Raw genomic sequence first — 22,393 nt, 5'->3', positions numbered from 1 at the left:
CGGGGGGAGACGGTCACGCCGGTGCCCGACGGCCCGGGACTAACGAGGGCGGGGCCGGGGTTGCGCCTGTCGTGGAGGTGCTGGACGCGGTCGTCGTCGGGGCGGGGCAGGCCGGGCTGTCGACCTCCTTCCACCTCCGGCGCCGCGGGGTGGAGCACGTCGTGCTGGACGGTGACGCCGCCCCCGGGGGCGCCTGGCAGCACCGGTGGGACTCCCTGACGATGCGCGACGTGCACGGGGTGGCGGCGCTGCCGGACGCCGAGGCGCCGACCGGTGACGGACCGGCCAACCTCGTCGTGCCGGCGTCCTTCGCGGCCTACGAGCGCGACCACCAGCTGCCCGTCGAGCGGCCGGTCACGGTGCGCCGGGTCGAGGACGCCGGGGACGGCAGCGGGCTGCTCGTGGTGCACACCGACCGCGGCGACCTGCGGACCCGGACCCTGGTCAGCGCGACCGGCACCTGGACGCGACCGTTCGTGCCGTCCTACCCGGGACGCGACACCTTCGTCGGACCGCAGTGGCACACCCACGACTACCCCGGGCCCGAGGCCTTCCGCGGGCTGCGCACCGCCGTCGTCGGCGGCGGCGCCTCGGCGGTGCAGCTCCTCGGCGAGGTCGCCCCGGTGACCGACACCCTGTGGTTCACCCGGCGCCCCCCGGTGTGGCGCACCGACGACTTCACCCCCGAGGCCGGGCGGGCCGCGGTGGCGATGGTCGAGGACCGGGTGCGCCGGGGACTCCCGCCGGCCAGCGTGGTCAGCGTCACCGGCCTGGTGCTGCGCGAGCAGGAGCACGCCGCGGCCGACCTCGGGGCGTACCGGCGCCGGGCGATGTTCACCGCGCTCGAGGCCGACGCGGTGCGCCTGCCCGACGGCACCCGCGAACCGGTCGACGCCGTGCTCTGGGCCACCGGCTTCCGGCCGGCGGTCGGCCACCTCGCGCCCCTGCGGCTGCGCAGCGAGCGCGGCGGGATCACCCTGGACGGCACGACCGCCGTCGCCGACCCCCGCGTCCAGCTGGTGGGCTACGGCCCGTCGGCCAGCACGATCGGCGCCACCCGGGCCGGGCGGGCCGCCGCCCGCGCCGTGGCGGCCTGGCTGGAGCGCCGCGGCGACCTCAGCCCGACGGGCTGAGCAGGGCCTCCAGCTCCGTGCGCCCGGGCAGGTCCGGGGGCTCGACCAGCCGGCTGGTGCGGACGTAGAAGAACGCGGCCCGCACCTGCTCCGGTGCCAGCCCGTGCAGCTCGGCCCAGGCCAGGCGGTAGACCGCGAGCTGCAACGGGTCGGCGTTCGCCGTGCGGCTCGTCTTCCAGTCGACCAGCAGGAAGCCGGGCCGCCCGTCGACCTGCTCCGCGTACACCGCGTCGATCCGACCGCGCACGACCTGGCCGGCCAGCACGAGCGCGAAGGACGGCTCCACGGAGTGCGGCGCCCGCTCGGCGAACTCGCTGCGCTCGAAGGCGTCGACGAGCGCGGCGAGGTCGGCGTCGTCCTCGATCCCGGTGTCGGCCCGCCCCGGCAGGTCGTCGGGGTCGAGCAGGAGCTGCTGGCCGAAGCGCGCCTCGACCCAGGCGTGGAACCGGGTGCCGAACCGGGCCTCGGGCGCCGGGGGCCGGGGCATCGGCCGGGCGAGGTCGCGGGCGAAGCCCTCGGGGTCCTCGCGCAGCCGCCCGAGCGAGGTCGCCGACAGCGACGACGGCAGCGACACCTCCCGGGAGCCGGCGCGGGCGGCGCGCGCCTCGGTGAGCAGGCGCTCGATCTCGTCGTCCCACTCGGCGATCCGGGCGGCCTCGATCACGTCCGGCTCCGCGCCAGGAGGTGGTGCTGCGGAGCGGTGCGAGGCCTCCCGCACCGCCCGGACCCGGGTGGCCGCCTCGAGGCGGAGGGCGGTCTCGGTCCCCCGCCCCGTGTGCGGCCAGGGGACGCTGGTGTCCACGTCGGCGTACGGGTTCGCCTCGCCCCGGGCCGGCTTCTCGCGCCAGGAGGCGATCTCGAGGCCCCGCTCGGTGAGCAGCTCGCGCACCGTGCGCTGGTAGGCCGACGGCCCGAACGGGGTGGACCGCGACCCCCAGCAGTAGGACGAGACGTGCTCGCGGTGCTCGGCCCGGGTCAGCGCGACGTAGGCCAGCCGCAGCTCCTCCTGGGCGTCGTGGCTGCGGGTGGCCTGGCGGTAGGCCTCGAGCGCGTCCTTGTCGTGGCCGACGAGCTGGGGGAGGTCGGCCGCGTCGCCGCGCAGCGGCGCCGGCAGCACGGCCGGCGAGGAGGTCCACAGGGTGCGGGAGCGGTTCGAGGGGAAACGGGTCTCCCCCACCCCGACCAGGAACACCGTGGGCCACTCCAGGCCTTTCGAGCGGTGGACGGTGAGCAGCTTGACCGAGTCGGCCACCGTCGGGGTGGCCAGGTCCAGGCCGGCGCCGTCCTCCTCGGCGGTCAGGTAGGCCAGCAGGGCCGGCAGCGTCACCTCTCCGTCGACGCCCCGGAAGTCGGCCACGGCCTTGACGAAGAGGTCGAGGTTCTCCCGGCGGGTCGCTGCTGCCGGACCGACGGCGGAGGCCAGCTCGACGTCGACGCCGGAGGCGTCCATGATCCGGCGCACCAGGTCGAGCAGCGGCTCGCCCACGTGCCCCCGCAGCGAGCGCAGCTCGTCGACGAGCAGGGCGAACCGCTCGCGCGCCGTCGCGGAGTAGGCCGCCGGGCCGGGGTCGTGCAGGGCGTCGTCCAGCGCGGCCACCTCGGCCGGGTCCACCCCGTCGGCGATCGCCAGCAGCTGCTCGCCGATCCCGGCGGTGACCTCCGGCGCCCGGCCGCGCCCACCCGTGAGCGCAGCGGCCCGCTGCTGGAGCAGGTGGAGGTCACGGGGACCCACCGCCCAGCGGGGCCCGGTGAGCAGCGTCAGCAGGGAGGCGTTCGACGTGACGTCCTGCATGAGGTGCAGGGTGGCCACGACCTCGGCGACCTCCGGCAGGCGCAGCAGCCCGGACAGGCCCACGATCTCCACCGGCACGTCGGCCCCCGACAGCGCGTCGAAGACCTCCGCGGCGTGGGCGTTGTCGCGCACCAGCACTCCGACGTCGGACCAGGCCCGACCCTCGTCGTGCTCGGCCCGCACCGCACGCGCCAGCCAGTCCAGCTCTTCGGCGTGCGTCTCGTGGACGTGCAGCCCGACGTGGCCGGGGGACGCGGCCGGGCTGGGGAGGAGGGGCTCGACCTCGTCGTAGAGGTCCATCAGGGGTGCCGCCACCCGGTTGGCCACGTCGAGCACGAGGGTGTCCGAGCGCCGGTTGACGCTCAGCGGGAACAGCTGCGCCGTCCCGGCCGCCGGCGGGAAGGACCGGTCGAACCCCAGGATGTTGGACACCGAGGCACCCCGCCAGCCGTAGATGGCCTGGTTGGGGTCGCCGACGGCGGTCACCGCGTGGCCGCGACCGTGGGTCGGGTCGGGGCCGGAGAAGAGCCGGGACAGCATCAGCGCCTGGGCCACCGAGGTGTCCTGGTACTCGTCGAGCAGGACCACCGCGAACCGGCCGCGCTCCCGCTCGCCCACCTCGGGCCGCTCGTCGGCCAGCCGGGCGCCGAGCTCGATCTGGTCGGAGAAGTCCATCAGCCCGAGGTCGGCCTTGAGCCGGCGGTAGCCCGCCACGAGACCGAGCAGCTCGCCCCGGCGGTCGATGGCGTGGATCGCCTTCTCGACCGCCTCGCGGTGGCCCTTGCGGTCCTTGCCGGCCTCCTCGGCGTCCCGGGCGCGGACGAACGCCGCTCGCGCCTCGGCGTCGACGCGGCGGACGTCGTCGGCGTCGCGGAGGTGCTCGCTCATCGACCCGTCGAGCGCCAGCAGGTTCTGGATGGCCGTGGGCGGGTGGTCGGTGAGGTGCTGCACGTCGCCGGGGAACCGCTCCACGACCCGGCCGCCGAGCTGGAAGCGCGCCGCGTCGGTGACCACCCGGGTGTCCGGCTCGTGGCCGATCAGCAGGCCGTGCTCGGCGAGCAGCTGGGCGGCGTAGGCGTTGTAGGTGAGCACCGTCGGCTCGACCGGGTCGTCGGCCCCGTCCGCGTCGGGTCCGTCGGTGCCGGGCGGGGGCGCGGGGGCGAGCACGCCCGGTGCCGGCAGCGCCCCGGCCGCCACGAGCGCGTCGCGGACGCGGGTGCGCAGCTCGGCGGCGGCCTTGGTGGTGAAGGTCAGCCCGAGCACCTCCTCGGGACGGACCTGCCCGGTGAGCACGAGGTAGACCACGCGGGCGGCCATCAGCGTGGTCTTGCCCGACCCGGCCCCGGCGATGACGACGGCCGGGGCCAGGGGCGCGGTGATGGCCGCCCACTGCTGCGGGCTCGGCGGGTGGGCGGTGCGCATCGCCCGCTGGAGCTCCTCGGGCGTGTCGATCCTGCGGGGGGTCACTGCTGCACCACCGGTCCGGCGCTGCGGGCCGTGCAGATCGCCAGGAACGCGCAGTCACGGCAGTGCGCACCCGGCGTCGCGGGGAACACCTCGCTGCGCAGGACGGTCGCAGCCGCGGCGAGCCGCTCCCGCAGCACCGCCCGCTCGGGGGCATCGGCGTCGTGCGCGTCCTGGCGCTGGACGGTCGCGTCGGTGCCGTCGGCCAGCCCCAGCTGCACCAGCTCCGCGCCGCCGGACCGGGCGCCCTCGGCCACCGGTGGCTCCTCGGCCAGCCGGTCGGGCAGCGACTCATCCAGGGCCGGGCGCAACCCGCCCTCGTCGACGGCGTACTGGTAGAGCGCGAGCTGGACGTGCCGCTCCACCTCCGGCCGGCTCGGCTTGTTCTTGCCGGTCTTGAGGTCGACGACGACGAGCCGGCCGTCCTGGCGGTCGACCTCGAGCCGGTCGGCGTAGCCGCCGAGGCGCACCCGCTGGCCGTCGTCGAGCACGACCTCGGCCTCGAACCGGGCCTCGGTGGCCACCAGCCGGCGCGGGTTGGTGCGCGACCAGTGCACGAAGCGCTCCAGCGCCAGCCGCACCCGGGCCTTCTCCCGGGCCGAGGACCACGGCGTGCGGAAGCTGAGCCGGCCCCACACCTGCTCCACGTGCTCCATCAGCTCGGCCACCAGCACCCCCTCCCCGGCCGGGTCGGTCGGGTCGGCCTCGACGTCGCCGCGTCCCACCCGCTCGGCGAGGGCGTGGACGATCTGGCCGAGGTTCGCGGACTGGTGGGAGGCGGCGGCCCCACCGGCCTCGCGCTCGAAGAACCATCGGGCCGGGCAGGTGGCCAGCGCGTCGAGCACGCTCGCCGAGAGGGGCACGGCACGGTCGGGGGCGCGCAGCGGCACCTCCGAGCGGGACGCCTCCCGGGTGCCCCACCAGGTGGCGGGGTCCGCGGCGGGCACCAGCGGGCGCGAGCCCTGCGTCTCGTCGGCCAGCCGGGCCAGGCGTACGGCGGCCGCGTCGCGCAGCGCGGGCGGGGAGGCCGGGTCGGCGAGGGTACGGCGCAGGTCACCGACCAGGCCGGTCATCGACAGCGGGCGGCGCGGGCGGCCGGAGGTGCGGTGCACCTCGCGCCCGAGCTCGGCCAGGAACGGTGAGGGCTGCTCGCCGTCGTCGTCGTCGGAGGCCACCGCGGTCACCACCAGCCGCTCCCGGGACCGGGTGCAGGCGACGTAGAACAGGCGTCGCTCCTCGGCGAGCAGCTCACGCGTCGTCACCGGCGGGAGCAGCTCGTCGCGCCCGATCCGGTCGGCCTGGAGCAGCGTGGCGCGGCGACGCAGGTCGGGCCAGCCGCCCTGCTGCACGTGGGCCACCACCACCAGGCGCCACTCCAGGCCCTTGGCCCGGTGGGCGGTGAGCAGGCGCACGGCCGAGCCGCGCGCTCCCCGCTCGGCCAGGGTGTCCCCGGGGATCTGCTGGGCCGTCAGCTGCTCGAGGAAGGTGACGACCCCGGTGTGGTCGCGCTGCTCCACGACGCGCGCAGCCAGCTCGAAGAGCGCGACCACCGCGTCCAGGTCGCGGTGCGCGCGCCGGGCGGTGGACCCGCCCTGGTCGGCGGCGCGACGGAGCCGCCGCGGCCAGTCCGTGCCGGACCAGAGGGCCCAGAGCGCGTCCTCGGCCGAGGCGCCCTCGGACAGCGAGGTGCGCACGCCGGCGACCAGGTCGCGCAGCGCCCGGGCGGCCGCGGCCTCGGGGCCCTCGAGACCGTCGAGGAACCCGTGCTCGACCAGCACGCAGCGCAGCAGGGAGCGGGAGGTGCGTGGGGTCCGCCCGTCCTGGTGCGCCTGCTCCTTCTCCCGCGCGCGCAGCGTCCGGCCCAGGCGCCGGACCTGGCTGGCGTCCATCTGGCCCAGCGGTCCCGTGAGCAGGGCCTCGGCACGCGCCGCGTCGAGGTGGTCGGTGCGCTGGGGGTCCTCGACGTGCAGGTCGACCGCGGCACGCAGCGCGTCGAGCAGCGGCAGCACCGCCGGGTCGTGGACCAGCGGGAGCTCGTCGGCGGCCACCTCGACCGGCACGCCGGCCGCGCCCAGGGAGCGGCGCAGGCCCGGGATCGAGCTGCGTCCGGAGCGGACCAGCACGGCCATCTCGTGCCACGGCACCCCGTCCTCGAGGTGGGCGCGGCGCAGCAGGTCGGCGAGGTGCTCGGCCTCGGCGCGCTCGGAGTCGTAGGTCGTGACCTCGACCGAGCCCTGGCCCAGCCCGGGCGGCGGGTCGGCCTCGGGGTGCCGGAAGGCCTCCATCGCCTCGGTCGGCAGGGTGCCGGGGAGTCCGAGGCGGCCGGCGACCCGCTGCCCGGCGATCAGCAGGCGGGGTCCGAACCGCCGGGTGGTGCGCAGCGCCACCACGTCGGCGCGCGCGCCCCCGCGCTGCGGGAACTCCGTGGGGAACTGCAGCAACCCGCGCACCTCGGCGCCCCGGAAGGCGTAGATCGACTGGTGGGGGTCGCCCACCACGACCAGGTCCCGGCCGTCGCCGGCCAGCTGCCGCAGGAGCGCGACCTGACCGGGGTCGGTGTCCTGGTACTCGTCGACGAAGACGTGGGAGATCCGGGCGCGCAGCTCGTCGCGGTGCTCGGCGGCCTCGATCGTCGCGCGCCGGATCAGGTCGGCGTAGTCGGTGGCCCCGAGGTAGTCCATCGTGGTCAGGTACTGGTCCAGGAAGGCTCCGGCCGCGACCAGCTCCGGGGCGTCGTGGGCGTGCCCGAGCCCCGCGAGCCGCTCGCCGTCGAGGCCCTTCTCCCGGGCCCGGGCCAGCACCGCCCCGACCTCGCGGGCGAAGCCGCGGGTGCCCAGCGCCCGGTCCAGCGCCGGCGGCCACGCCACCGCCTCGGGGGTGCGCTCCAGCAGCTCGCGCAGCAGGACGTCGGACTCCGGCGCCGAGAGCAGCCGCAGGGGCGCCTCGTAGAGCTCGGCCGGCGCGTAGCGGCGCAGGAGGCCGTAGGCGAAGGAGTGGAAGGTCACGCTCAGGGTGGTCGCGGTGGTGCGGCCCAGCCGGGCGGTGACCCGGTCCCGCAGCTGCTCGGCGGCCTTGCGCGAGAACGTCAGGGCCAGGACCGACTCCGGGCTGGCCCCGCGGTTCTCCACGCGGTCCACGATCGCCTCGACCAGCGTGGTCGTCTTGCCCGTTCCGGGCCCGGCCAGGACAAGCAGCGGCCCACCGGGGTGGTCCACGACGCGTCGCTGGTGCTCGTCGAGGGTCGGCACCGACGGCGGCGCGGCGGGCGGGGCGAGCCGCCAGGCCGGGTGGTGGCGGGCGTCGGTCGAGGGCACGGACCCATCCCAGCACGACCCGCCGACAGCCTGCTTCACTGGAGCGGTGAGCGACCACGGGCGGCCCGGGCAGGACCCGTCGGGGACCGAGCGGGCGGGGACCGTACGACGCCTGCTCGCCCGCGAGCTGCGCGAGCTGGGCGACGGTCCGGGCGCGGCGGTACGGCTGCTGGTCCTGGGGGCCGGCGACGGCCGGGACGTGCTGCCGGTGCTGGCGGGGTCCCCCGCGACCGTGCGCGCGACCCTGGTCGAGCCCGACCCCGACCTGGCCGCGGCCGCCCGGGGCACGGCGCGCGAGCTGCGTCTCGACGTCGACGTGCGCTGCGCCGACCCCGGCACCACCGACGCCTACCTCCGTGTCCTGCCCGTGGACGTGCTGGTGCTGGGCGGGGTGCTCGACGACCTGGCCGAGGCCGACCTCGCGGGCGCCGTCGCGGCGCTGCCGGGACTGCTGGCCCTCGAGGCCCTGGTGCTGTCGACCTCCGACGGCGGCGGCCACGACCCGGTCCCCGCCGTGCGGGAGGCGCTCCTGGACGGTCCGTTCGAGGAGGTCGCGGACGCGGGCCCCCTGGTCGGCGCCCACCGGTTCACGGGCGACCCGGAGCCGGCCGAGCCGGGGCTGCGCCTCGTCGACCTCCCCTGAGCCCACGCTCCCGGCCCGCCCGGCGCTGTGAGCGACGTCACGCCGCCGCTAGCGTGCACCCATGACGCGCGAGATCACCACCGTCCTGTCCGGCATGACCTTCCTGGAGTGCCCGCGCTGGCACGAGGACCGGCTGTGGATGGTCGACTTCTACACGCACCGGGTGCTGTCGACGACCGAGCACGGCGAGGACCTCCGGGTCGAGGCCGAGGTGCCGGCACAGCCGTCCGGCCTGGGCTGGCTGCCCGACGGGCGGCTGCTGGTGGTCTCGATGAAGGACCGCCGGGTCCTGCGCCGCGAGCCCGACGGCACGCTGGTCACCCACGCCGACGTCTCGGCGTACGTCACCGGGCACCCCAACGACATGGTCGTCGACGCGGAGGGACGTGCCTACCTCGGCAGCTTCGGCTTCGACCTGATGGGCGGCGCCGACCTGGAGACCGCCGACCTGCTGCGCGTGGACCCCGACGGCACGGTGACGGTCGTGGCCCGCGACCTGTGGTTCCCCAACGGCAGCGTGATCACCGACGACGGCGTGCTCGTGGTCGACGAGACGCTCGGCAACCGCGTCTCGGCCTTCGACATCGCCTCCGACGGCACCCTCGGCCCCCGGCGTGACTGGGCGAGGTTCGGGGAGCTGCCGACCTCACGCGCCCAGGCCGAGGGCATCGGCCAGCTGTCGCTGGCCCCCGACGGGTGCTGCCTGGACGCCGAGGGCGCGCTGTGGACCGCCGACGCGCTCGGCGGACGTGTCGTCCGGGTGGCCGAGGGCGGGCGGGTGCTGGAGGAGATCAGCACCGGCACCGGCGTCTTCGCCTGCATGCTCGGTGGTGCCGACGGCCGCACGCTGTTCCTGTGCTGCGCGCCCGACTTCGACGAGCACGCCCGCAGCGCCGCCCGGGAGGGCGAGATGCGCGCCGTCCGGGTCGAGGTCCCCCACGCCGGGCGGCCCTGAACCACGACCGCGGTCGTCAGGTCGCCGCGGACCGCTCGTTGTAGCCGGGCGCGCGCTCCTGGCCGCTCAGCGCCGCGATCGCGTCCATCACCTCGTCGGTGAGCTCGCGGCGGGCGCGGCCCAGCGGCACGCCCTCGAACCGGCCGACCGTCGTGATCGGGGCGCCGAAGGCGACCGTCACCGGCACCAGCCGCGGCAGCCGCGACCCCACCGGCTGCAGGTCCTCGGTGCCGGTCAGGGCGACCGGGACGACCGGGACGCCGGTGGTCAGCGCGAGGTGCGCGGCACCGGTGCGGCCGCGGTAGATCCGTCCGTCGCGCGAGCGCGTGCCCTCCGGGTAGATCCCGAAGGCCTCTCCCCGCTCGAGCACCTCCTGCGCGATGCCGAGGCTGGCCAGGGCGGCGTTCGTGTCGTCCCGGTCCACCGGGAGCATGCCCAGCGACTCGAACCAGGCGCGCGTGGCGGCCCCCTTCAGCCCGGATCCGGTGAAGTAGTCGGACTTGGCCAGGAAGACGACCTTGCGGGGCACCACGACGGGGATCACCACCGAGTCGATGAAGCTGAGGTGGTTGCTGGCCAGCAGGACGCCGCCGGAGCGTGGCACGTGCTCGAGACCGGTGACCGTCGGTCGCCACACCGCCTTGGCCAGCGGTGGGACGACCGAGTGGAGCGCGGAGTACAGCACGGGGTCAGTGTGCCGGACCCGGCGCCGGCGGGTCCGGCTCGACGAAGGCCGAGACCATGTCGACGGCCCCGGAGGGCCGCAGCGGCGTGCCCTCCAGCTCGTACGCCTCCCGTGCGCGGCCGTCGTGGCTCGGCGGCAGCGACCCGTCGGCGCGCACCACGCGCCACCACGGCACGCCTCCCCCGTGCTCGGCCATCACGTTGCCGACGCGCCGGGGGCCGAAGACGCCCACGGCCCGGGCCACCGCGCCGTACGTCGTGACGCGACCCGGCGGGACGGACTCCACGACCGTGAGCACGTCCTCGACGTAGTCCTCCGGGTGCCGCACGCCCGTCACTCCCCCGGGCTGGTCACGGCGCCGCCGGGGCCGACCCAGGGCGTGCTGGTCGTGACGGCGACCAGACCGGCGCGCTCCAGGATCGGGCGCGACATCGGCGAGCAGTCGCTGTGCAGGTAGGTGACGTCCTGGGTCAGGCACCACGCGGCGCGGGCGGCCACCAGCGCCCGGTAGACCCCGCGGCCCCGCCAGTCGGGGTGCGTGCAGCCGCCCCAGAGCCCGGCGCAGCCGGTGCCGGGGACGACCTCGAGCCGGCCGGCGCTGACGACCTCCTCGCCCACGGCGGCCACCCACAGGCCGGCACGGCCCTCGTTGCGGTCGAAGCGGGCCAGCACCTCGGCGTCGCTGGGCCCCTGCCCGAACACCTGCCGCTGCAGCGCGGCGGCGCGGGAGATCCAGGACTCCCGGTCCGGTCCGACGTCGGCACGTCGCACCACGACGCCGTCAGGCAGGTCGACCTCGACGGCCAGCGCGGCCGCCTCGCCGAGCATGATCGTCTCCCGCTCCTCCGGCACCAGGCCCGCGGAGCGCAGCCGGTCGGTGAGGTCGGCGGGCCCGTCGTGGCCGCGGGTCTTCCACTCCCACGCGGTGACCTCGGGGTCGGCGGCCCACCGTGCCACGACGTCGGCGACGAGTGCGTCGAGCGCCCCGGCGGACAGGCCGTCGAGGGTCCGGTAGGTGACCAGGCCGTGCTGCCCGTACCGCGCCAGCCAGAGCGGTCCCAGCGGCGCCGACCAGCCCGCGGAGGCCACCTCGGCCTCACCGCGCAGCCGGTCGTCGTACACGGCGAGCAGGTCGTCGGCGAGCGTCACCGGGTCATCGTGGCAGAGGCGTCCCTCAGGGGATCGGGACCGCCGGGTCGAACGGCTCGGTGCCCTTGACCAGGCGCAGGCCGTCGATCCCGGCGTGCCGCTGGGCGAAGCGCAGCTCCTTGGCGAGGTCGCCGATGTTGTTCGACGCCGGCAGCGGGGCCAGCCCCAGCGTGGACAGGGTGCCGATCGCGGTGCCGCCGGCGGTCAGGAAGCCCGAGCCGGAGTCGCCGGGGATGCCGGGCGTCAGGGTGTAGAGCGGGTGCGACCAGCCGCCGTCCGCGGGCGCGTCTCCGAGCGAGAAGCCGACCTTGGGCGAGAGCACCTCGAGGCCGCCGCGGATGCTGGAGTTGCCGTACGAGAAGACCCGGTCGCCCTCGGCGGTGCCGTCGCGGTCGATGCCGGTCGGGCCGCCGAAGAACGGCACGCTCGGGTTGACCTTGCGGACGTCGTCGCGGTCGACGCGGACCAGCGCGAAGTCGTTGTAGGCGCACGGGTTCGCGGCGGTGGTGCCGATCCGGTCCATCGTGCGCCACGAGGAGTAGGCCAGCGTGCCCCGCCCGACCCGCGTGCCGCCGTCGACCAGCGAGCCGCCCTCGTTGAAGCTGACCCGGGTGCCGAGCGGCAGCGACTCGGCCTGGCAGCCGTCGGTGTCGGTGGCCTCGCCGAGGCCGGCGCAGTGCGCCGCGTACCCGACGTAGGTCCGGTCCCGGGCGTCGGTGAAGACGAAGTTGCCGGTGCACTGCGCACCCTGGGTGTACATCTGCACGCCCGGGTGGATCGCCGCGGTCCCGGCCGGCGCCCAGCGCCCGCCGGCCTCGGCCGAGGCGGGGGCCGCGGTGACGGCGGCGGTCGAGGCGGCGGCACCGGAGGCGAGGACGAGGGCCGCCAGCGTGCGGGCGACGTGGGTGCGACGAGTGCGGGTCATGCAGATCACAACGGCCCCGGACCCGACGGGTTACGCCGGGGACGGGGCCGTTCCGGGTCGAGCGTCAGTAGGACGGCTGGCTCGGGTCGATCTGGTTCACCCAGGCCACCACGCCGCCACCGACGTGGACCGCGTCGGAGTATCCGGCGCCCTTGAGCGCTGCCAGCGCCTCGGCCGAGCGCACGCCCGACTTGCAGTGCAGCACGACCGGCTTGTCCTGCGGCAGCTGCTCGAAGGCGTTGCCGTTGAGGAACTCGCCCTTGGGGATCAGCACCGAGCCGGGGATCTTGTTGATCTCGAACTCGTTCTGCTCACGCACGTCGACCAGCGTGAAGTCGCGGGTGCCCTCCTCGCGCTCCTTGAGCATGTGCTCCAGCTGGACCACCGAGATCGTGGACCCGGCGGCCGCGTCGGCGGCCTCGTCGGAGATGGCGCCGCAGAAGGCGTCGTAGTCGATCAGGCCGGTGACCGTGGCGTTCTCGCCGCACAGGGCGCAGTCGGGGTCCTTGCGCACGCGCAGCTTGCGCCACTCCAGCTCGAGGGCGTCGTAGATCACGAGCTTGCCGACGGCCGGGTCGCCGATGCCGGTGATCAGCTTGATCGCCTCGTTGACCTGGATCGAGCCGATCGCGGCGCACAGCACGCCGAGCACGCCGCCCTCGGCGCAACTGGGGACCATGCCCGGCGGCGGGGGCTCGGGGTAGAGGCAGCGGTAGCAGGGCGCGTCGTCGGCCAGCGAGGGCGCGAAGACCGACGCCTGGCCGTCGAAGCGGTAGATCGAGCCCCAGACGTACGGGATGCCCAGGAAGTAGGCCGCGTCGTTGACCATGTAGCGGGTCGCGAAGTTGTCGGTCCCGTCGACGATCAGGTCGTAGCCGCGGAAGACGTCCATCACGTTGTCGTTGTCGAGGCGCTCCTCGTGCAGCACCACCTCGACGTACGGGTTGGCCTCGGCGATCGACTCCTTGGCCGAGACCGCCTTGGACTTCCCGATGTCGGACTGGGTGTGGATGATCTGGCGCTGCAGGTTCGACTCGTCGACCTCGTCGAACTCGGCGACGCCGAGGGTGCCGACACCGGCCGCGGCCAGGTACAGCAGGGCCGGCGAGCCGAGACCGCCGGCGCCGATGACCAGCACCTTGGCGTTCTTCAGCCGCTTCTGGCCGGCCATCCCGACGTCGGGGATGATCAGGTGCCGGCTGTAGCGACGGACCTCGTCGTTGGTCAGCTCGTCGGCGGGTTCCACCAGGGGGGCCAGGGACACGGGTCGCTCCGATCGGTGATGCGCAGATCGCGGTTCAGGGATGTCTGTCGTCGTACGACACCACAACGCCCCCGCCCCGCGCGGTGTTCCCGTGCTCGTCCCGTCATCCGGACGTCCTGGGCACCGGGATAGGCTCCCCGGGTCCGGCGTCCGGCCGGGCGTACGCGCCGGCGCACGACGTCTCGACGAGGAGGGTCCCCCATGGTCATCGACCAGCACGACGTGGAGGAGGGCCGCCCACGCGGCGGCCGACTGCCGCGCCGCGAGCGACGCGCCCAGCTGCTCGACGCCGCGCTCGGCGTCTTCGTGGCCCAGGGCTTCCACGCCGCGGCCATGGACGACATCGCCGACCGGGCCGGGGTGTCCAAGCCGGTGCTCTACCAGCACTTCCCGGGCAAGCTCGAGCTGTACCTCGCGCTGCTCGACACCTCCTGCGACGCCATCATCTCGGGCTGCCGCGAGGCCCTGGAGGCCACGCAGGACAACAAGCAGCGCGTGGCGGCGACCGTCGACGCCTTCTACACCTACGTCGCCCACGACGCCGGCGCCTTCCGCCTCGTCTTCGAGTCCGACCTGACCAACGAGCCGGCCGTGCGCGAGCAGGTCGACCGGGTCACGGCCGACTGCGCGACCATGATCGCGGCCGTCATCGCCGACGACACGGGCCTGCCGGCCGGCGCCTCGCGACTGCTGGCCGTCTCGCTGGTCGGCATGGCCCAGGTCAGCGCCCGCTTCTGGCTCACCGAGGCCGGTGGGCTCGAGCGCAAGGAGGCCGCGGCCCTGGTCGCCGGGCTGGCCTGGCGCGGCATCCGCGGCTACCCCAAGACCGAGGAGCACTGAGCTCCTCCGCTCCACCGCACGGATCCCCGTGCACCCCCCGACCACCAGCAGAGGAGACCATCGTGGAGGTCAAGATCGGCGTCCAGAACGCCGCGCGCGAGCTCGTCGTCGACAGCGGCGAGACGCAGGAGCACATCCAGCAGGCCGTGGCCGACGCCGTGGCAGGTGACGGCGTGCTGACGCTCACCGACACCAAGGGCCGCACCGTCGTGGTGCCCGCCGCCAAGCTCGCCTACGTCGAGATCGGCACCAGCAGCACCGGCGCCGTCGGCTTCCGCGGCTGACCAGCACGACCCGTCGGACCCGCACCACCGGTACGCCGGGCGCGGGCGCTGCTCAGCTGTCGAGGCCGAGCAGCGCCATCCGCTCGGCGTGCCGCTCGGTCAGCCGGGTGAACATCCGGCCCAGCGCGGCCAGGTCGAGGCCGGGGCGGTCCACCCCGCCGGCCAGCAGCGCCGACAGCGCGTCCCGCTTGGCCGCCACCCGCTGGGCCTGGATCAGCGCCTCCCCCATCAGCCGCCGCCCCCAGAGCGCGAGCCGGCCGCCGACCCGCGGGTCCGCGACGATCGCCGCGCGCACCCGGTCCACCACGAAGGCGGCGTGCTCCCCGCCCTCGACCGAGCTGACCACCAGGTCGCGCGTGCCGGGGTCGAGGTAGGCCGCGACCTCGCGGTAGAAGTCGTTGGCCAGGCCGTCGCCGACGTAGGCCTTGACCAGGCTCTCCAGCCAGTCGGCCGGCGCGGTGTGGCGGTGGAACTGCTCGACCGGCAGCCGGAACGGCGTCATCGCCTCGAACGGGTCGCCGCCGAAGGTGCGGACCCGGTCGTGGATGGCGGCGACCTTGGAGAACTCGGCCGTCGCCATCGCGGCCAGGGCGACCTTGTCGGCCAGCGTCGGGGCGAGCTTGGCGTCCTCGGCCAGCCGCTCGAAGGCGGAGATCTCGGCGTAGGCGATCACGCCCAGGAGGTCGACCACGGCCTCCCGGTAGCCGGGGTCCTCGAAGGCCACGGGGACGTCGGGGCCGGCGGGCGACGTCGCCGCGCCCTCGTGAGATTCAGCCATGTCGGCACCCTAGCGATAGGGTGGCCCTGTCGAGCGCCTCGCCGACGCCGTCCCCGCCTGCTCGCGCAGGGCTCCCGGGGACCCGGCACTCCGCGGCGCTCGTGCATGTGCGCGGTCGGCGCCCGATCGGCCGCATCCGACCTCCGGCGACCGCTTCGCAGAGCTTCTCGCCGGCAGACGAAAGCGACGCACGCATTGACCACCTTCCGTGACCTCGGGGTGCACCCCGAGATCGCCGACGCGCTCGAGCGCGGCGGCATCGTGACCCCCTTCCCCATCCAGGAGATGACCCTCTCGGTCGCCCTGATGGGCACCGACCTCATCGGCCAGGCCCGTACGGGCACCGGCAAGACCCTGGCCTTCGGCATCCCCGTGCTGCAGCGCAGCGTGGCCCCGCACGACCCGGCGTACGCGGACCTGCCGGCAGGCAAGCCGCAGGCGCTGATCGTGGCCCCGACCCGCGAGCTCGCGCTCCAGGTCTCCAGCGACCTGCACCTGGCCAGCAAGGACCGCGGTCTGCGCGTGCTGACGATCTACGGCGGCGTGGGCTACGAGCCCCAGCTCGAGGCGCTCGAGGCCGGCGTCGACATCGTCGTCGGCACCCCTGGCCGTCTGCTCGACCTGGCGAACCGCAAGGCGCTCGACCTCGGCCACGTCCACGCGCTCGTCCTCGACGAGGCCGACGAGATGCTGGACCTCGGGTTCCTGCCCGACGTCGAGCGGATGCTGCGGATGACGCCCGAGACCCGGCAGACGATGCTGTTCTCGGCCACCATGCCGGCCGCGATCGTGGCGCTGGCGCGCACCCACATGCGCCACCCGATGAACATCCGCGCGGAGTCCTCCGACGACGGCCAGACCGTGCCGGCGACCGCGCAGTTCATCTACCAGGTCCACGACCTCGACAAGCCCGAGATCCTCGGCCGCGTCCTCCAGTCCGCTGACGCCGAGAAGATGATCGTCTTCACCCGCACCAAGCGCCAGGCCCAGCGCATCGCCGACGACCTCGCCGAGCGCGGCTTCGCCTCGAGCGCGCTGCACGGCGACATGCAGCAGGCCGCCCGCGAGAAGGCGATGACCCGCTTCCGCGAGGACAAGCTCAAGGTCCTCGTCGCCACCGACGTCGCCGCCCGCGGCATCGACGTGCGCGGCGTCAGCCACGTGGTCAACAACAACTGCCCCGAGGACGAGAAGACCTACGTCCACCGGATCGGTCGCACCGGTCGCGCCGGCGCGACCGGCACCGCGATCACCTTCGTGGACTGGGCCGACCTGCACCGCTGGAAGATGATCAACAAGGCGCTGGACCTGCCCTTCGAGTCGCCGCAGGAGACGTACTCCACCTCCGAGCACCTCTTCCACGACCAGGGCATCGCCCCGGGCACGCGCGGGCGCATCGTCGACCCGGCCCCGCTACCCCCGCGCGAGCGTCCCGAGCGCGGTCGCTCCGAGCGCTCCGGCGGCTCGGACCGGTCCGGCTCCGGCTCCGGCTCCTCGGAGCGACCCGCACGTGACCGCAGCCGTCGGCGCACCCGCTCGGGCGACGGCGCGAGCGCCGCTCCGGCCGGCACCGCCGCGCCGACCGAGACGACCCAGGCCGTCACGGGCACCCCCGCCGGCGGCGAGGGCACCGAGGGCGCCCCGCGCAGCCGCAACCGGCGCCGCCGCCGTTCCTCGGGCGGTCGCGACACGGGCTCCGCCACGACGGCGCCGGCCTCCGAGGGCTGAGCACCCCGCGAGGAGCACCTCGCACAGGCACGACGACGGCCGGTCCCCCCGGGGGCCGGCCGTCGGTGCGTCGCGGCGGTCCCTCGGTCGGGCGCTCGGTCAGGCGGTGACGACGACGGTCGTGCCGAGCGGGGCGAAGTCCCACAGGGCCTTGGCGTCGGAGGTGCGCTGGCGGATGCACCCGTGCGACAGCGGGGTCCCGAGCTCGTCGAGCCCCTGGACCTTGCGGCCGTCGTCCACGGGGATGTCGTGGAAGCCGATCGCGGCGTTGTCACCCTGCGTGAACCGGACGAACCACTTCATGGTGCCGGAGTCGTCGATGCCCCACGCCTGCTCCGAGCGGGAGTAGACCTCGTAGGTGCCCGGGTCGAGGTTGTCGTAGACGCTGCCGGAGACGGGGTAGGTCCGCTGCGGTCCGTCGGTCCCGACCAGCCACACCCGCTGGCGCGACTCGCTGAAGACCACGCGCCTGCCCTCGCCGGAGCGGGCCGGCAGCGCGGTGTCCTCCACCGGCTCGGCCGTCACCTCGACGGTCGGGTCGGGGGTCGGGTCGGCGGTCGCGTCCGGGTCGGTCGACGGGGCGGACGTCGGCTGGTCGGTGGGCGTGGACGGTGCGGCGGCAGCCGGGTCGACGGCAGCCGGGTCGGCCGCAGCCGCGACGGGCACGTCGTCGGCGTCCTCGGCCGGCAGCACGCCGGCGCTGCCCAGGAACGCCACGGCGGTGACGGCGACGGACGTCGCGAGCGTCGCGATCCGCCCGTACCGGGGACGACCGGGGCCGCGGTGCGTGCTCACGGCTGTGTCAGCCCTTCGCCGCCGTGCGGACCCGCTCGCGCAGGTTGACCGCGACGTCGCGGTAGGCCTTGGCACCCTTGCTGCTGCGGCTGGTCGACAGGATCGACCGCCCGGCGGCGGGGGCCTCGGCGAACTTGATGGTCTTGGGGATGGGCGGCTCGATCACCGCGAGGTCGTAGGTCTCGGAGATCGTCTCGAGCACGGTGCGCGCGTGGTTGGTGCGTCCGTCGAAGAGGGTGGGCAGCACGCCCCAGACCTCGAGGTCACGGTTGGTGAAGCGCCGCACGTCGTGGACCGTGTCCAGCAGCTGCCCGACGCCGCGGTGGGACAGGGTCTCGCACTGCAGGGGCACGACCACCCCGGTCGCCGCGGTCAGGGCCGCGACGGTGAGCACGCCCAGCGAGGGCGGGCAGTCCAGCAGGACCCAGTCGTAGTGGCTGCCGGCGGCGGCCAGGTCCTCGATCATGCTGCGCACGACGTGCTCGCGCCCGGTACGGGTCAGCAGGTCGGCCTCGGCGCGGGCCAGCTCGATGGTGGCGGGCATCAGGTGCACCCCGTCGTCGGTCTCCAGGACCACCTCGGTCGGGGCCAGTCCCTTGGTCAGGACGTGGTGGACCGACAGCTCGAGGTCCTCGGGGTCGATGCCGAGGGAGAAGGTCAGGCAGGCCTGCGGGTCGAGGTCCACGAGGAGGACCGAGTCCCCGAGCTCGGCGAGCGCGGCGCCCAGGGAGGCCACCGAGGTGGTCTTGGCGACGCCGCCCTTCTGGTTGGCGATCGCGAGGGTCGTGGTCATCACCGCCCATCATGCCGCACCGCCCCTGCCGTCGGGGACCATGCGGTGCTTGACTCGCGGCATGTCGTCGACCGCACCCGACCCCGCCGCGCCCCGCCCGACCGCCCTGGTGACGGGCGCCACCGCCGGCATCGGCCACGAGTTCGCCCGGGCGCTGGCAGGGCGCGGGCACGACCTCGTCCTGGTGGCCCGCGACGCCACCCGGCTCGAGGAGGTCGCCGCGGCCCTGCGCACCGACCACGGCGCCGCCGTCGAGGTGCTGGTCGCGGACCTGACCGACCGCGCGCAGCTGCGTACCGTCGAGGACCGCCTCGCCGACCGCGACCTTCCGGTCGACCTGCTGGTCAACAACGCCGGCTTCGGGCTGAAGCAGCGCTTCGGCGACAACGACGTCGAGGCCGAGCAGGCCATGCTCGACGTGCTGGTCACCGCCGTGATGCGGCTCTCGCACGCCGCCCTGGGCCCGATGTCCGAGCGCGGACGCGGCGGCATCATCAACGTCTCGAGCGTGGCGGCGTTCCTGCCGCGCGGCACCTACGCGGCGGCCAAGGCGTGGGTGAACAGCTTCAGCGCCTGGGCGGCCACCGAGTACGCCCCGCGCGGGGTCACCGTCACCGCCCTGTGCCCGGGCTTCACCCGCACCGAGTTCCACGAGCGGATGGACGTCACGCCCGGCACCGGCATGTTCTGGCTCGACGTCCGCCGGCTCGTCGACGACGCGCTGGCCGACCACGCACGGGGCCGGGCCCTGTCGGTGCCGAGCCCGCAGTACAAGGTCGCGGTCGCCCTGGCGCGCGTCGTCCCGGGGCGTGCGCTGCAACGGCTGCAGTCCATCGGGCGCCGCTAGCGTCACCTCGGCTGTCCGCGAGCGTCACCTCGGCTGTCCGCGAGCGTCACCTCGGCTGTCCGCGAGCATCACCTCGGCTGGACGACCTCCGGGGTGTCACGACCCGAGGCGGCCGAGGCGGCCGAGGCGCGGGCGAGCAGCCGCTCGTACTCCTCGGGGTCGGTGGTGTGGCAGCCCAGGTCGTGGTCGACCTTGCCGGTGCCGTGGTGGTCGCTGGAGCCGGTGACCACGAGGTCCAGGTCCGCAGCGACCTCGCGCAGCCGGGCCCGGTCGGCCTCGGTGTGGTCCTGGTGGTCGACCTCGATCCCGGCCAGGCCGGCGGCGGCCAGCACCGCGATCTCCTCCTCGGGCAGTGCCGAGCGTCCGCCACGACCCCACGGGTGGGCGACCACGGTGACGCCACCGGCCTCGCCGACGACCTGCACCATCTCGGTCACCGATGCCGCCCAGCGGTCGACGAAGCCCGGCCGGCCGGCGTCCAGCCAGTCACGGAACGCCTCGTCCCGGCTGGCCACCACGCCCAGGCGCACCAGCGCGTCGGCGACGTGGGGGCGCCCGGTGGCCGCGGTCCGTGAGCCCTCGCGGTCGAGGTCGGCCTGCTCGATGGCCACGCCGGCCTCGCGCAGCTGCGCCAGCATCGCCGGCACCCGACCGCTGCGCCCCTCCACGATCCGCCCGAGCAGGTCGCGCAGGCCCGGGTGCGTCGGGTCCGGCAGGTAGGCCAGCAGGTGCAGGCCCCGGCCCTGGTGGGTGCAGCTGATCTCGAGCCCGCGGACCAGGTCGATGCCGACCTCGCGGGCCGCCTGCTCCGCCTCCGCCCAGCCCTGCGTGGTGTCGTGGTCGGTCAGCGCGACGACGTCGAGCCCGGCGGCGGCGGCGTCCCGGACGACCGAGGCCGGCGGGGCCGTGCCGTCGCTGACGTCGGAGTGGGTGTGCAGGTCGATCCTCATCCGGGGATCCTAGGAGCCCGCTCGCCGCACCGACGGGGACGGCGGCTCACCAGGGTGGGCGCGGGCCCCCGAAGGCCACCTCGACGAGGACCGGGCCCAGCTCGGCGGCGTCGCGCAGCACCCAGTCCTCCCGCAGCAGCAGGATGGCCGAGGCCGGCCGCAGGACCAGCCACAGCCACCGGCCCCCGGCCTCCCCGACCAGCACCGAGCGGTCGAGGTCGGACGCCGCGTCGCTGGTCGACAGCGACCACAGCGGTACCGACTGATGGCCCAGGCGCACCCGCGCGGCGGGCGGCCGCTCCTCCAGCTGTGGCCCGGGCTCGTGCTCCCCCACGCCCGCGACCCGGGCGCCGAGACCGACGCCGGCCTCCTCCGTCACGACGAGCACGTCGACCGGCCCGTCCAGGGCGCTCGGACCCGAGCAGCAGGTCAGCGTCGCCAGGGTCCGGCCGCGCCGCGGACCGGAGCCGCCGCCGACCCGGGCGTGGTCGGTGACCGTCCAGGCCGGGCCCATCGGCCACGGCAGCAGCGTGGGGTGCTCGCCCGAGGCGCGCAGCTGCTCGACGAACCCGGCGTACCCGACCTCGGCCGGGCGCCAGAGCGGGGTGATCTCGCCGTGCTCGTCGCACCGCCAGGCCTGCCCGTCCGCGACCGGCTCCACCAGGCAGCGGGGGCACCCCGGCGGGAGGACCGGGTCGACGCCCGCGGTCACGACCTCAGCCGTTCCACCGCAGCACCACCGGGTTCTCCCGCTCGAAGCCGAGCTGCGAGACCGTCGCGGTGTCCAGCCGGAGCAGCCGCCCGTCGCGGACCTCCAGCCCGAGCCAGCGCGCCGCCAGGGCCCGCAGGGAGTGCCCGTGCGCGAAGGCCAGCACGTCGCCGTCCACCTCGCGCACCCGCGCGACCACCCGGTCCAGCCGCTCGGTGACCGCGGCCGCGTCCTCCCCGCCGGGCACGGGGTGGGACCACACCGACCAGCCCGGCACCGTGCGCCGGATCTCCTCGGTGCTCACGCCCTCGTAGTCGCCGTAGGCCCACTCCGCGAGGTCCTCGGTGGTCTCGGGCCGGGCGAAGCCGGCCAGGGCCGCGGTACGCAGGGCGCGCTGCCGCGGGGAGGACAGCACCAGCGCGAACGACTCGCCCGCGAGCCGTGGCGCCAGCGAGCGGGCCGTCTCCTCCCCGTTCCCGGTGAGCGGGAGATCGGTGGTCGAGGTGTGGAGCCCGTCGCGGCTCCACTCGGTCTCACCGTGCCGGACCAGCCACAGACGCGTCATCCCTGCAGGCTCCCACCCCGGTCGGGGCCGGGTCGACCCCGCAGGGCCGCGACCTCGGCCCGCAGGGCCTGCACCTCGCGCAGCAGCACGTCCTCACGTGCGTCCACGAGGACCTCCCCGCCGGGCCGCGCCGCGGCCTCCTCGGCAGCCTCCTCCGCCTCCTCCTCGGCGACGGCCTGCACGAGCCAGGCGGCCGCCGTGGCGGTGACCGCGCCGAGCAGCGCGACACCGACCACCATCAGCCCGACGCCGATGGTCCGGCCGAGCGTGGTCACCGGGTAGGTGTCGCCGTAGCCGACGGTGGTCATCGTGGTGCAGGCCCACCACACGGCGTCACCGAACCCGGTGATGGTCGCCCCCGGGGCGCCCCGCTCCGCCTCCAGCACCGACAGCGCCGCCACCAGGCCGACCAGGACGCTGCCGGCGCCGACGTAGACGCCGACCCGGCCGCGCAGGCTGACCGCACCGCCGCGGTTGATCGCGCGCAGCAGCGTGAGCAGGACCAGCAGCCGCAGCGGGCGCAGCACCGGCAGGACCAGCAGCGCCAGCTCGGGCAGGTGGCCGCGCACCCACCGCGCCCGGGCGGGCGCAGCCGCGACGCGCAGCGCGAAGTCGGCGCCGAAGGCGACCCAGACGACGAGCTGGGTCGCCCGGCACGCGCGCTCCCAGCCCGGGTCGAGGCCGGGGTCCAGGATCGGCCAGGCGTAGGCCCCCAGGAAGGCCAGCGCCAGCGCACCGAGGACGACCTCGCGGCGCTCCTCCCAGCGCACGTGGGCCCCG

Annotated in this window: 21 protein-coding genes; 7 read left to right on the top strand and 14 right to left on the bottom strand. The window is 75.4% G+C overall.

The features are described from left to right. Window positions 1-71: 71 nt before the first annotated feature. Window positions 72-1,133: an NAD(P)-binding domain-containing protein gene (locus tag GV155_RS05595; RefSeq protein ID WP_160006020.1), complete on the top strand. Its 1,062-nt coding sequence runs from the start codon at window positions 72-74 to the stop codon at window positions 1,131-1,133. On the opposite strand, the gene GV155_RS05590 is transcribed toward GV155_RS05595, so the two are convergent. Together GV155_RS05590 and GV155_RS05585 are read right to left on the bottom strand one after the other, a co-directional pair. Further along, window positions 1,117-4,392, bottom strand: coding sequence for a UvrD-helicase domain-containing protein (locus tag GV155_RS05590; RefSeq protein ID WP_236554038.1), 3,276 nt, complete (start codon window positions 4,390-4,392; stop codon window positions 1,117-1,119). The genes GV155_RS05595 and GV155_RS05590 overlap by 17 nt on opposite strands. Beyond that, on the bottom strand, window positions 4,389-7,703 hold the full coding sequence (locus tag GV155_RS05585; protein ID WP_201300069.1) for an ATP-dependent helicase: 3,315 nt from the start codon (window positions 7,701-7,703) through the stop codon (window positions 4,389-4,391). Before GV155_RS05585 ends, GV155_RS05590 begins: the two co-directional genes overlap by 4 nt. Window positions 7,704-7,749: 46 nt before the next feature. On the opposite strand from GV155_RS05585, the gene GV155_RS05580 reads away from it, so the two are divergent. Together GV155_RS05580 and GV155_RS05575 are read left to right on the top strand one after the other, a co-directional pair. Further along, entirely contained in the window at window positions 7,750-8,346 is a 597-nt protein-coding gene (locus GV155_RS05580) for a class I SAM-dependent methyltransferase (RefSeq protein ID WP_160006018.1), read from the top strand. Window positions 8,347-8,407: 61 nt separating this feature from the next. Further along, window positions 8,408-9,301 (top strand): SMP-30/gluconolactonase/LRE family protein, encoded by an 894-nt coding sequence (locus GV155_RS05575; protein ID WP_160006016.1) that lies wholly within the window; start codon window positions 8,408-8,410, stop codon window positions 9,299-9,301. Window positions 9,302-9,317: 16 nt separating this feature from the next. Here GV155_RS05575 and GV155_RS05570 read toward each other — a convergent pair whose 3' ends face one another. From GV155_RS05570 to moeZ, 5 genes are all read right to left on the bottom strand, one after another. After that, window positions 9,318-9,986 (bottom strand): lysophospholipid acyltransferase family protein, encoded by a 669-nt coding sequence (locus tag GV155_RS05570; protein WP_236554036.1) that lies wholly within the window; start codon window positions 9,984-9,986, stop codon window positions 9,318-9,320. Between the two features lie 4 nt (window positions 9,987-9,990). Further along, window positions 9,991-10,314 (bottom strand): MGMT family protein, encoded by a 324-nt coding sequence (locus tag GV155_RS05565; RefSeq protein ID WP_160006014.1) that lies wholly within the window; start codon window positions 10,312-10,314, stop codon window positions 9,991-9,993. 5 nt (window positions 10,315-10,319) lie between these two features. Next, the gene (locus tag GV155_RS05560; protein ID WP_160006012.1) at window positions 10,320-11,135 is read right to left on the bottom strand and encodes a GNAT family N-acetyltransferase; all 816 of its coding nucleotides are present in this window, start codon (window positions 11,133-11,135) and stop codon (window positions 10,320-10,322) included. 25 nt (window positions 11,136-11,160) lie between these two features. Next, window positions 11,161-12,060, bottom strand: coding sequence for a hypothetical protein (locus GV155_RS05555; RefSeq protein ID WP_201300068.1), 900 nt, complete (start codon window positions 12,058-12,060; stop codon window positions 11,161-11,163). Window positions 12,061-12,124: 64 nt separating this feature from the next. Further along, complete coding sequence (gene moeZ, locus GV155_RS05550; RefSeq protein WP_160006010.1) at window positions 12,125-13,324, bottom strand: adenylyltransferase/sulfurtransferase MoeZ; 1,200 nt, start codon at window positions 13,322-13,324, stop codon at window positions 12,125-12,127. Window positions 13,325-13,525: 201 nt separating this feature from the next. Here moeZ and GV155_RS05545 point away from each other — a divergent pair, with 201 nt between their 5' ends. Continuing rightward, on the top strand, window positions 13,526-14,164 hold the full coding sequence (locus GV155_RS05545) for a TetR/AcrR family transcriptional regulator (RefSeq protein WP_160006008.1): 639 nt from the start codon (window positions 13,526-13,528) through the stop codon (window positions 14,162-14,164). Between the two features lie 62 nt (window positions 14,165-14,226). After that, entirely contained in the window at window positions 14,227-14,448 is a 222-nt protein-coding gene (locus GV155_RS05540; RefSeq protein ID WP_160006006.1) for a DUF3107 domain-containing protein, read from the top strand. Window positions 14,449-14,500: 52 nt separating this feature from the next. On the opposite strand, the gene GV155_RS05535 is transcribed toward GV155_RS05540, so the two are convergent. Then, window positions 14,501-15,226, bottom strand: a complete 726-nt coding sequence (locus GV155_RS05535) for a ferritin-like fold-containing protein (RefSeq protein ID WP_160006004.1) — start codon at window positions 15,224-15,226, stop codon at window positions 14,501-14,503. Between the two features lie 105 nt (window positions 15,227-15,331). Between GV155_RS05535 and GV155_RS05530 the strand changes: the two genes are divergently transcribed. After that, window positions 15,332-16,954: a DEAD/DEAH box helicase gene (locus GV155_RS05530; RefSeq protein ID WP_236554035.1), complete on the top strand. Its 1,623-nt coding sequence runs from the start codon at window positions 15,332-15,334 to the stop codon at window positions 16,952-16,954. Window positions 16,955-17,053: 99 nt separating this feature from the next. Here the strand turns inward: GV155_RS05530 and GV155_RS05525 are convergent, their stop codons facing one another. Next, on the bottom strand, window positions 17,054-17,749 hold the full coding sequence (locus GV155_RS05525) for a L,D-transpeptidase (RefSeq protein WP_160006002.1): 696 nt from the start codon (window positions 17,747-17,749) through the stop codon (window positions 17,054-17,056). Window positions 17,750-17,756: 7 nt separating this feature from the next. Then, a complete protein-coding gene (locus tag GV155_RS05520; RefSeq protein ID WP_160006000.1) occupies window positions 17,757-18,542 on the bottom strand; it encodes a ParA family protein in 786 nt (261 codons plus the stop codon). Window positions 18,543-18,603: 61 nt separating this feature from the next. Between GV155_RS05520 and GV155_RS05515 the strand changes: the two genes are divergently transcribed. After that, window positions 18,604-19,389 carry an SDR family NAD(P)-dependent oxidoreductase gene (locus GV155_RS05515; RefSeq protein WP_160005998.1) on the top strand — a complete coding sequence of 262 codons (786 nt, stop codon included), beginning with the start codon at window positions 18,604-18,606 and terminating at the stop codon, window positions 19,387-19,389. Window positions 19,390-19,457: 68 nt separating this feature from the next. Here GV155_RS05515 and GV155_RS05510 read toward each other — a convergent pair whose 3' ends face one another. Genes GV155_RS05510 through GV155_RS05495 form a run of 4 tightly spaced genes read right to left on the bottom strand, consistent with a single transcriptional unit; the run spans window position 19,458 to window position 22,383 of the window. Further along, window positions 19,458-20,339, bottom strand: a complete 882-nt coding sequence (locus GV155_RS05510; RefSeq protein WP_160005996.1) for a PHP domain-containing protein — start codon at window positions 20,337-20,339, stop codon at window positions 19,458-19,460. Window positions 20,340-20,385: 46 nt separating this feature from the next. Beyond that, window positions 20,386-21,051: a DUF6758 family protein gene (locus GV155_RS05505; protein ID WP_236554033.1), complete on the bottom strand. Its 666-nt coding sequence runs from the start codon at window positions 21,049-21,051 to the stop codon at window positions 20,386-20,388. 4 nt (window positions 21,052-21,055) lie between these two features. Continuing rightward, window positions 21,056-21,613 (bottom strand): histidine phosphatase family protein, encoded by a 558-nt coding sequence (locus GV155_RS05500; RefSeq protein WP_160005994.1) that lies wholly within the window; start codon window positions 21,611-21,613, stop codon window positions 21,056-21,058. Continuing rightward, entirely contained in the window at window positions 21,610-22,383 is a 774-nt protein-coding gene (locus tag GV155_RS05495) for a potassium channel family protein (protein ID WP_160005992.1), read from the bottom strand. Before GV155_RS05495 ends, GV155_RS05500 begins: the two co-directional genes overlap by 4 nt. Window positions 22,384-22,393 lie beyond the last annotated feature (10 nt).

Origin of the sequence: Nocardioides sp. AX2bis (assembly GCF_902506435.1) — a bacterium.
GTDB lineage: Bacteria > Actinomycetota > Actinomycetes > Propionibacteriales > Nocardioidaceae > Nocardioides.
This window is presented reverse-complemented; position numbering and strand designations above follow the sequence as displayed.

What these genes read in the sequence shown, in the direction of transcription:
- GV155_RS05575 (WP_160006016.1), top strand. Translation starts at nt 8,408, where the DNA reads ATGACGCGCGAGATCACCACCGTCCTGTCCGGCATGACCTTCCTGGAG.
- GV155_RS05555 (WP_201300068.1), bottom strand. Translation starts at nt 12,060, where the DNA reads ATGACCCGCACTCGTCGCACCCACGTCGCCCGCACGCTGGCGGCCCTC.
- GV155_RS05545 (WP_160006008.1), top strand. Translation starts at nt 13,526, where the DNA reads ATGGTCATCGACCAGCACGACGTGGAGGAGGGCCGCCCACGCGGCGGC.
- GV155_RS05535 (WP_160006004.1), bottom strand. Translation starts at nt 15,226, where the DNA reads ATGGCTGAATCTCACGAGGGCGCGGCGACGTCGCCCGCCGGCCCCGAC.
- GV155_RS05530 (WP_236554035.1), top strand. Translation starts at nt 15,332, where the DNA reads ATGTGCGCGGTCGGCGCCCGATCGGCCGCATCCGACCTCCGGCGACCG.
- GV155_RS05520 (WP_160006000.1), bottom strand. Translation starts at nt 18,542, where the DNA reads ATGACCACGACCCTCGCGATCGCCAACCAGAAGGGCGGCGTCGCCAAG.
- GV155_RS05515 (WP_160005998.1), top strand. Translation starts at nt 18,604, where the DNA reads ATGTCGTCGACCGCACCCGACCCCGCCGCGCCCCGCCCGACCGCCCTG.
- GV155_RS05510 (WP_160005996.1), bottom strand. Translation starts at nt 20,339, where the DNA reads ATGAGGATCGACCTGCACACCCACTCCGACGTCAGCGACGGCACGGCC.
- GV155_RS05500 (WP_160005994.1), bottom strand. Translation starts at nt 21,613, where the DNA reads ATGACGCGTCTGTGGCTGGTCCGGCACGGTGAGACCGAGTGGAGCCGC.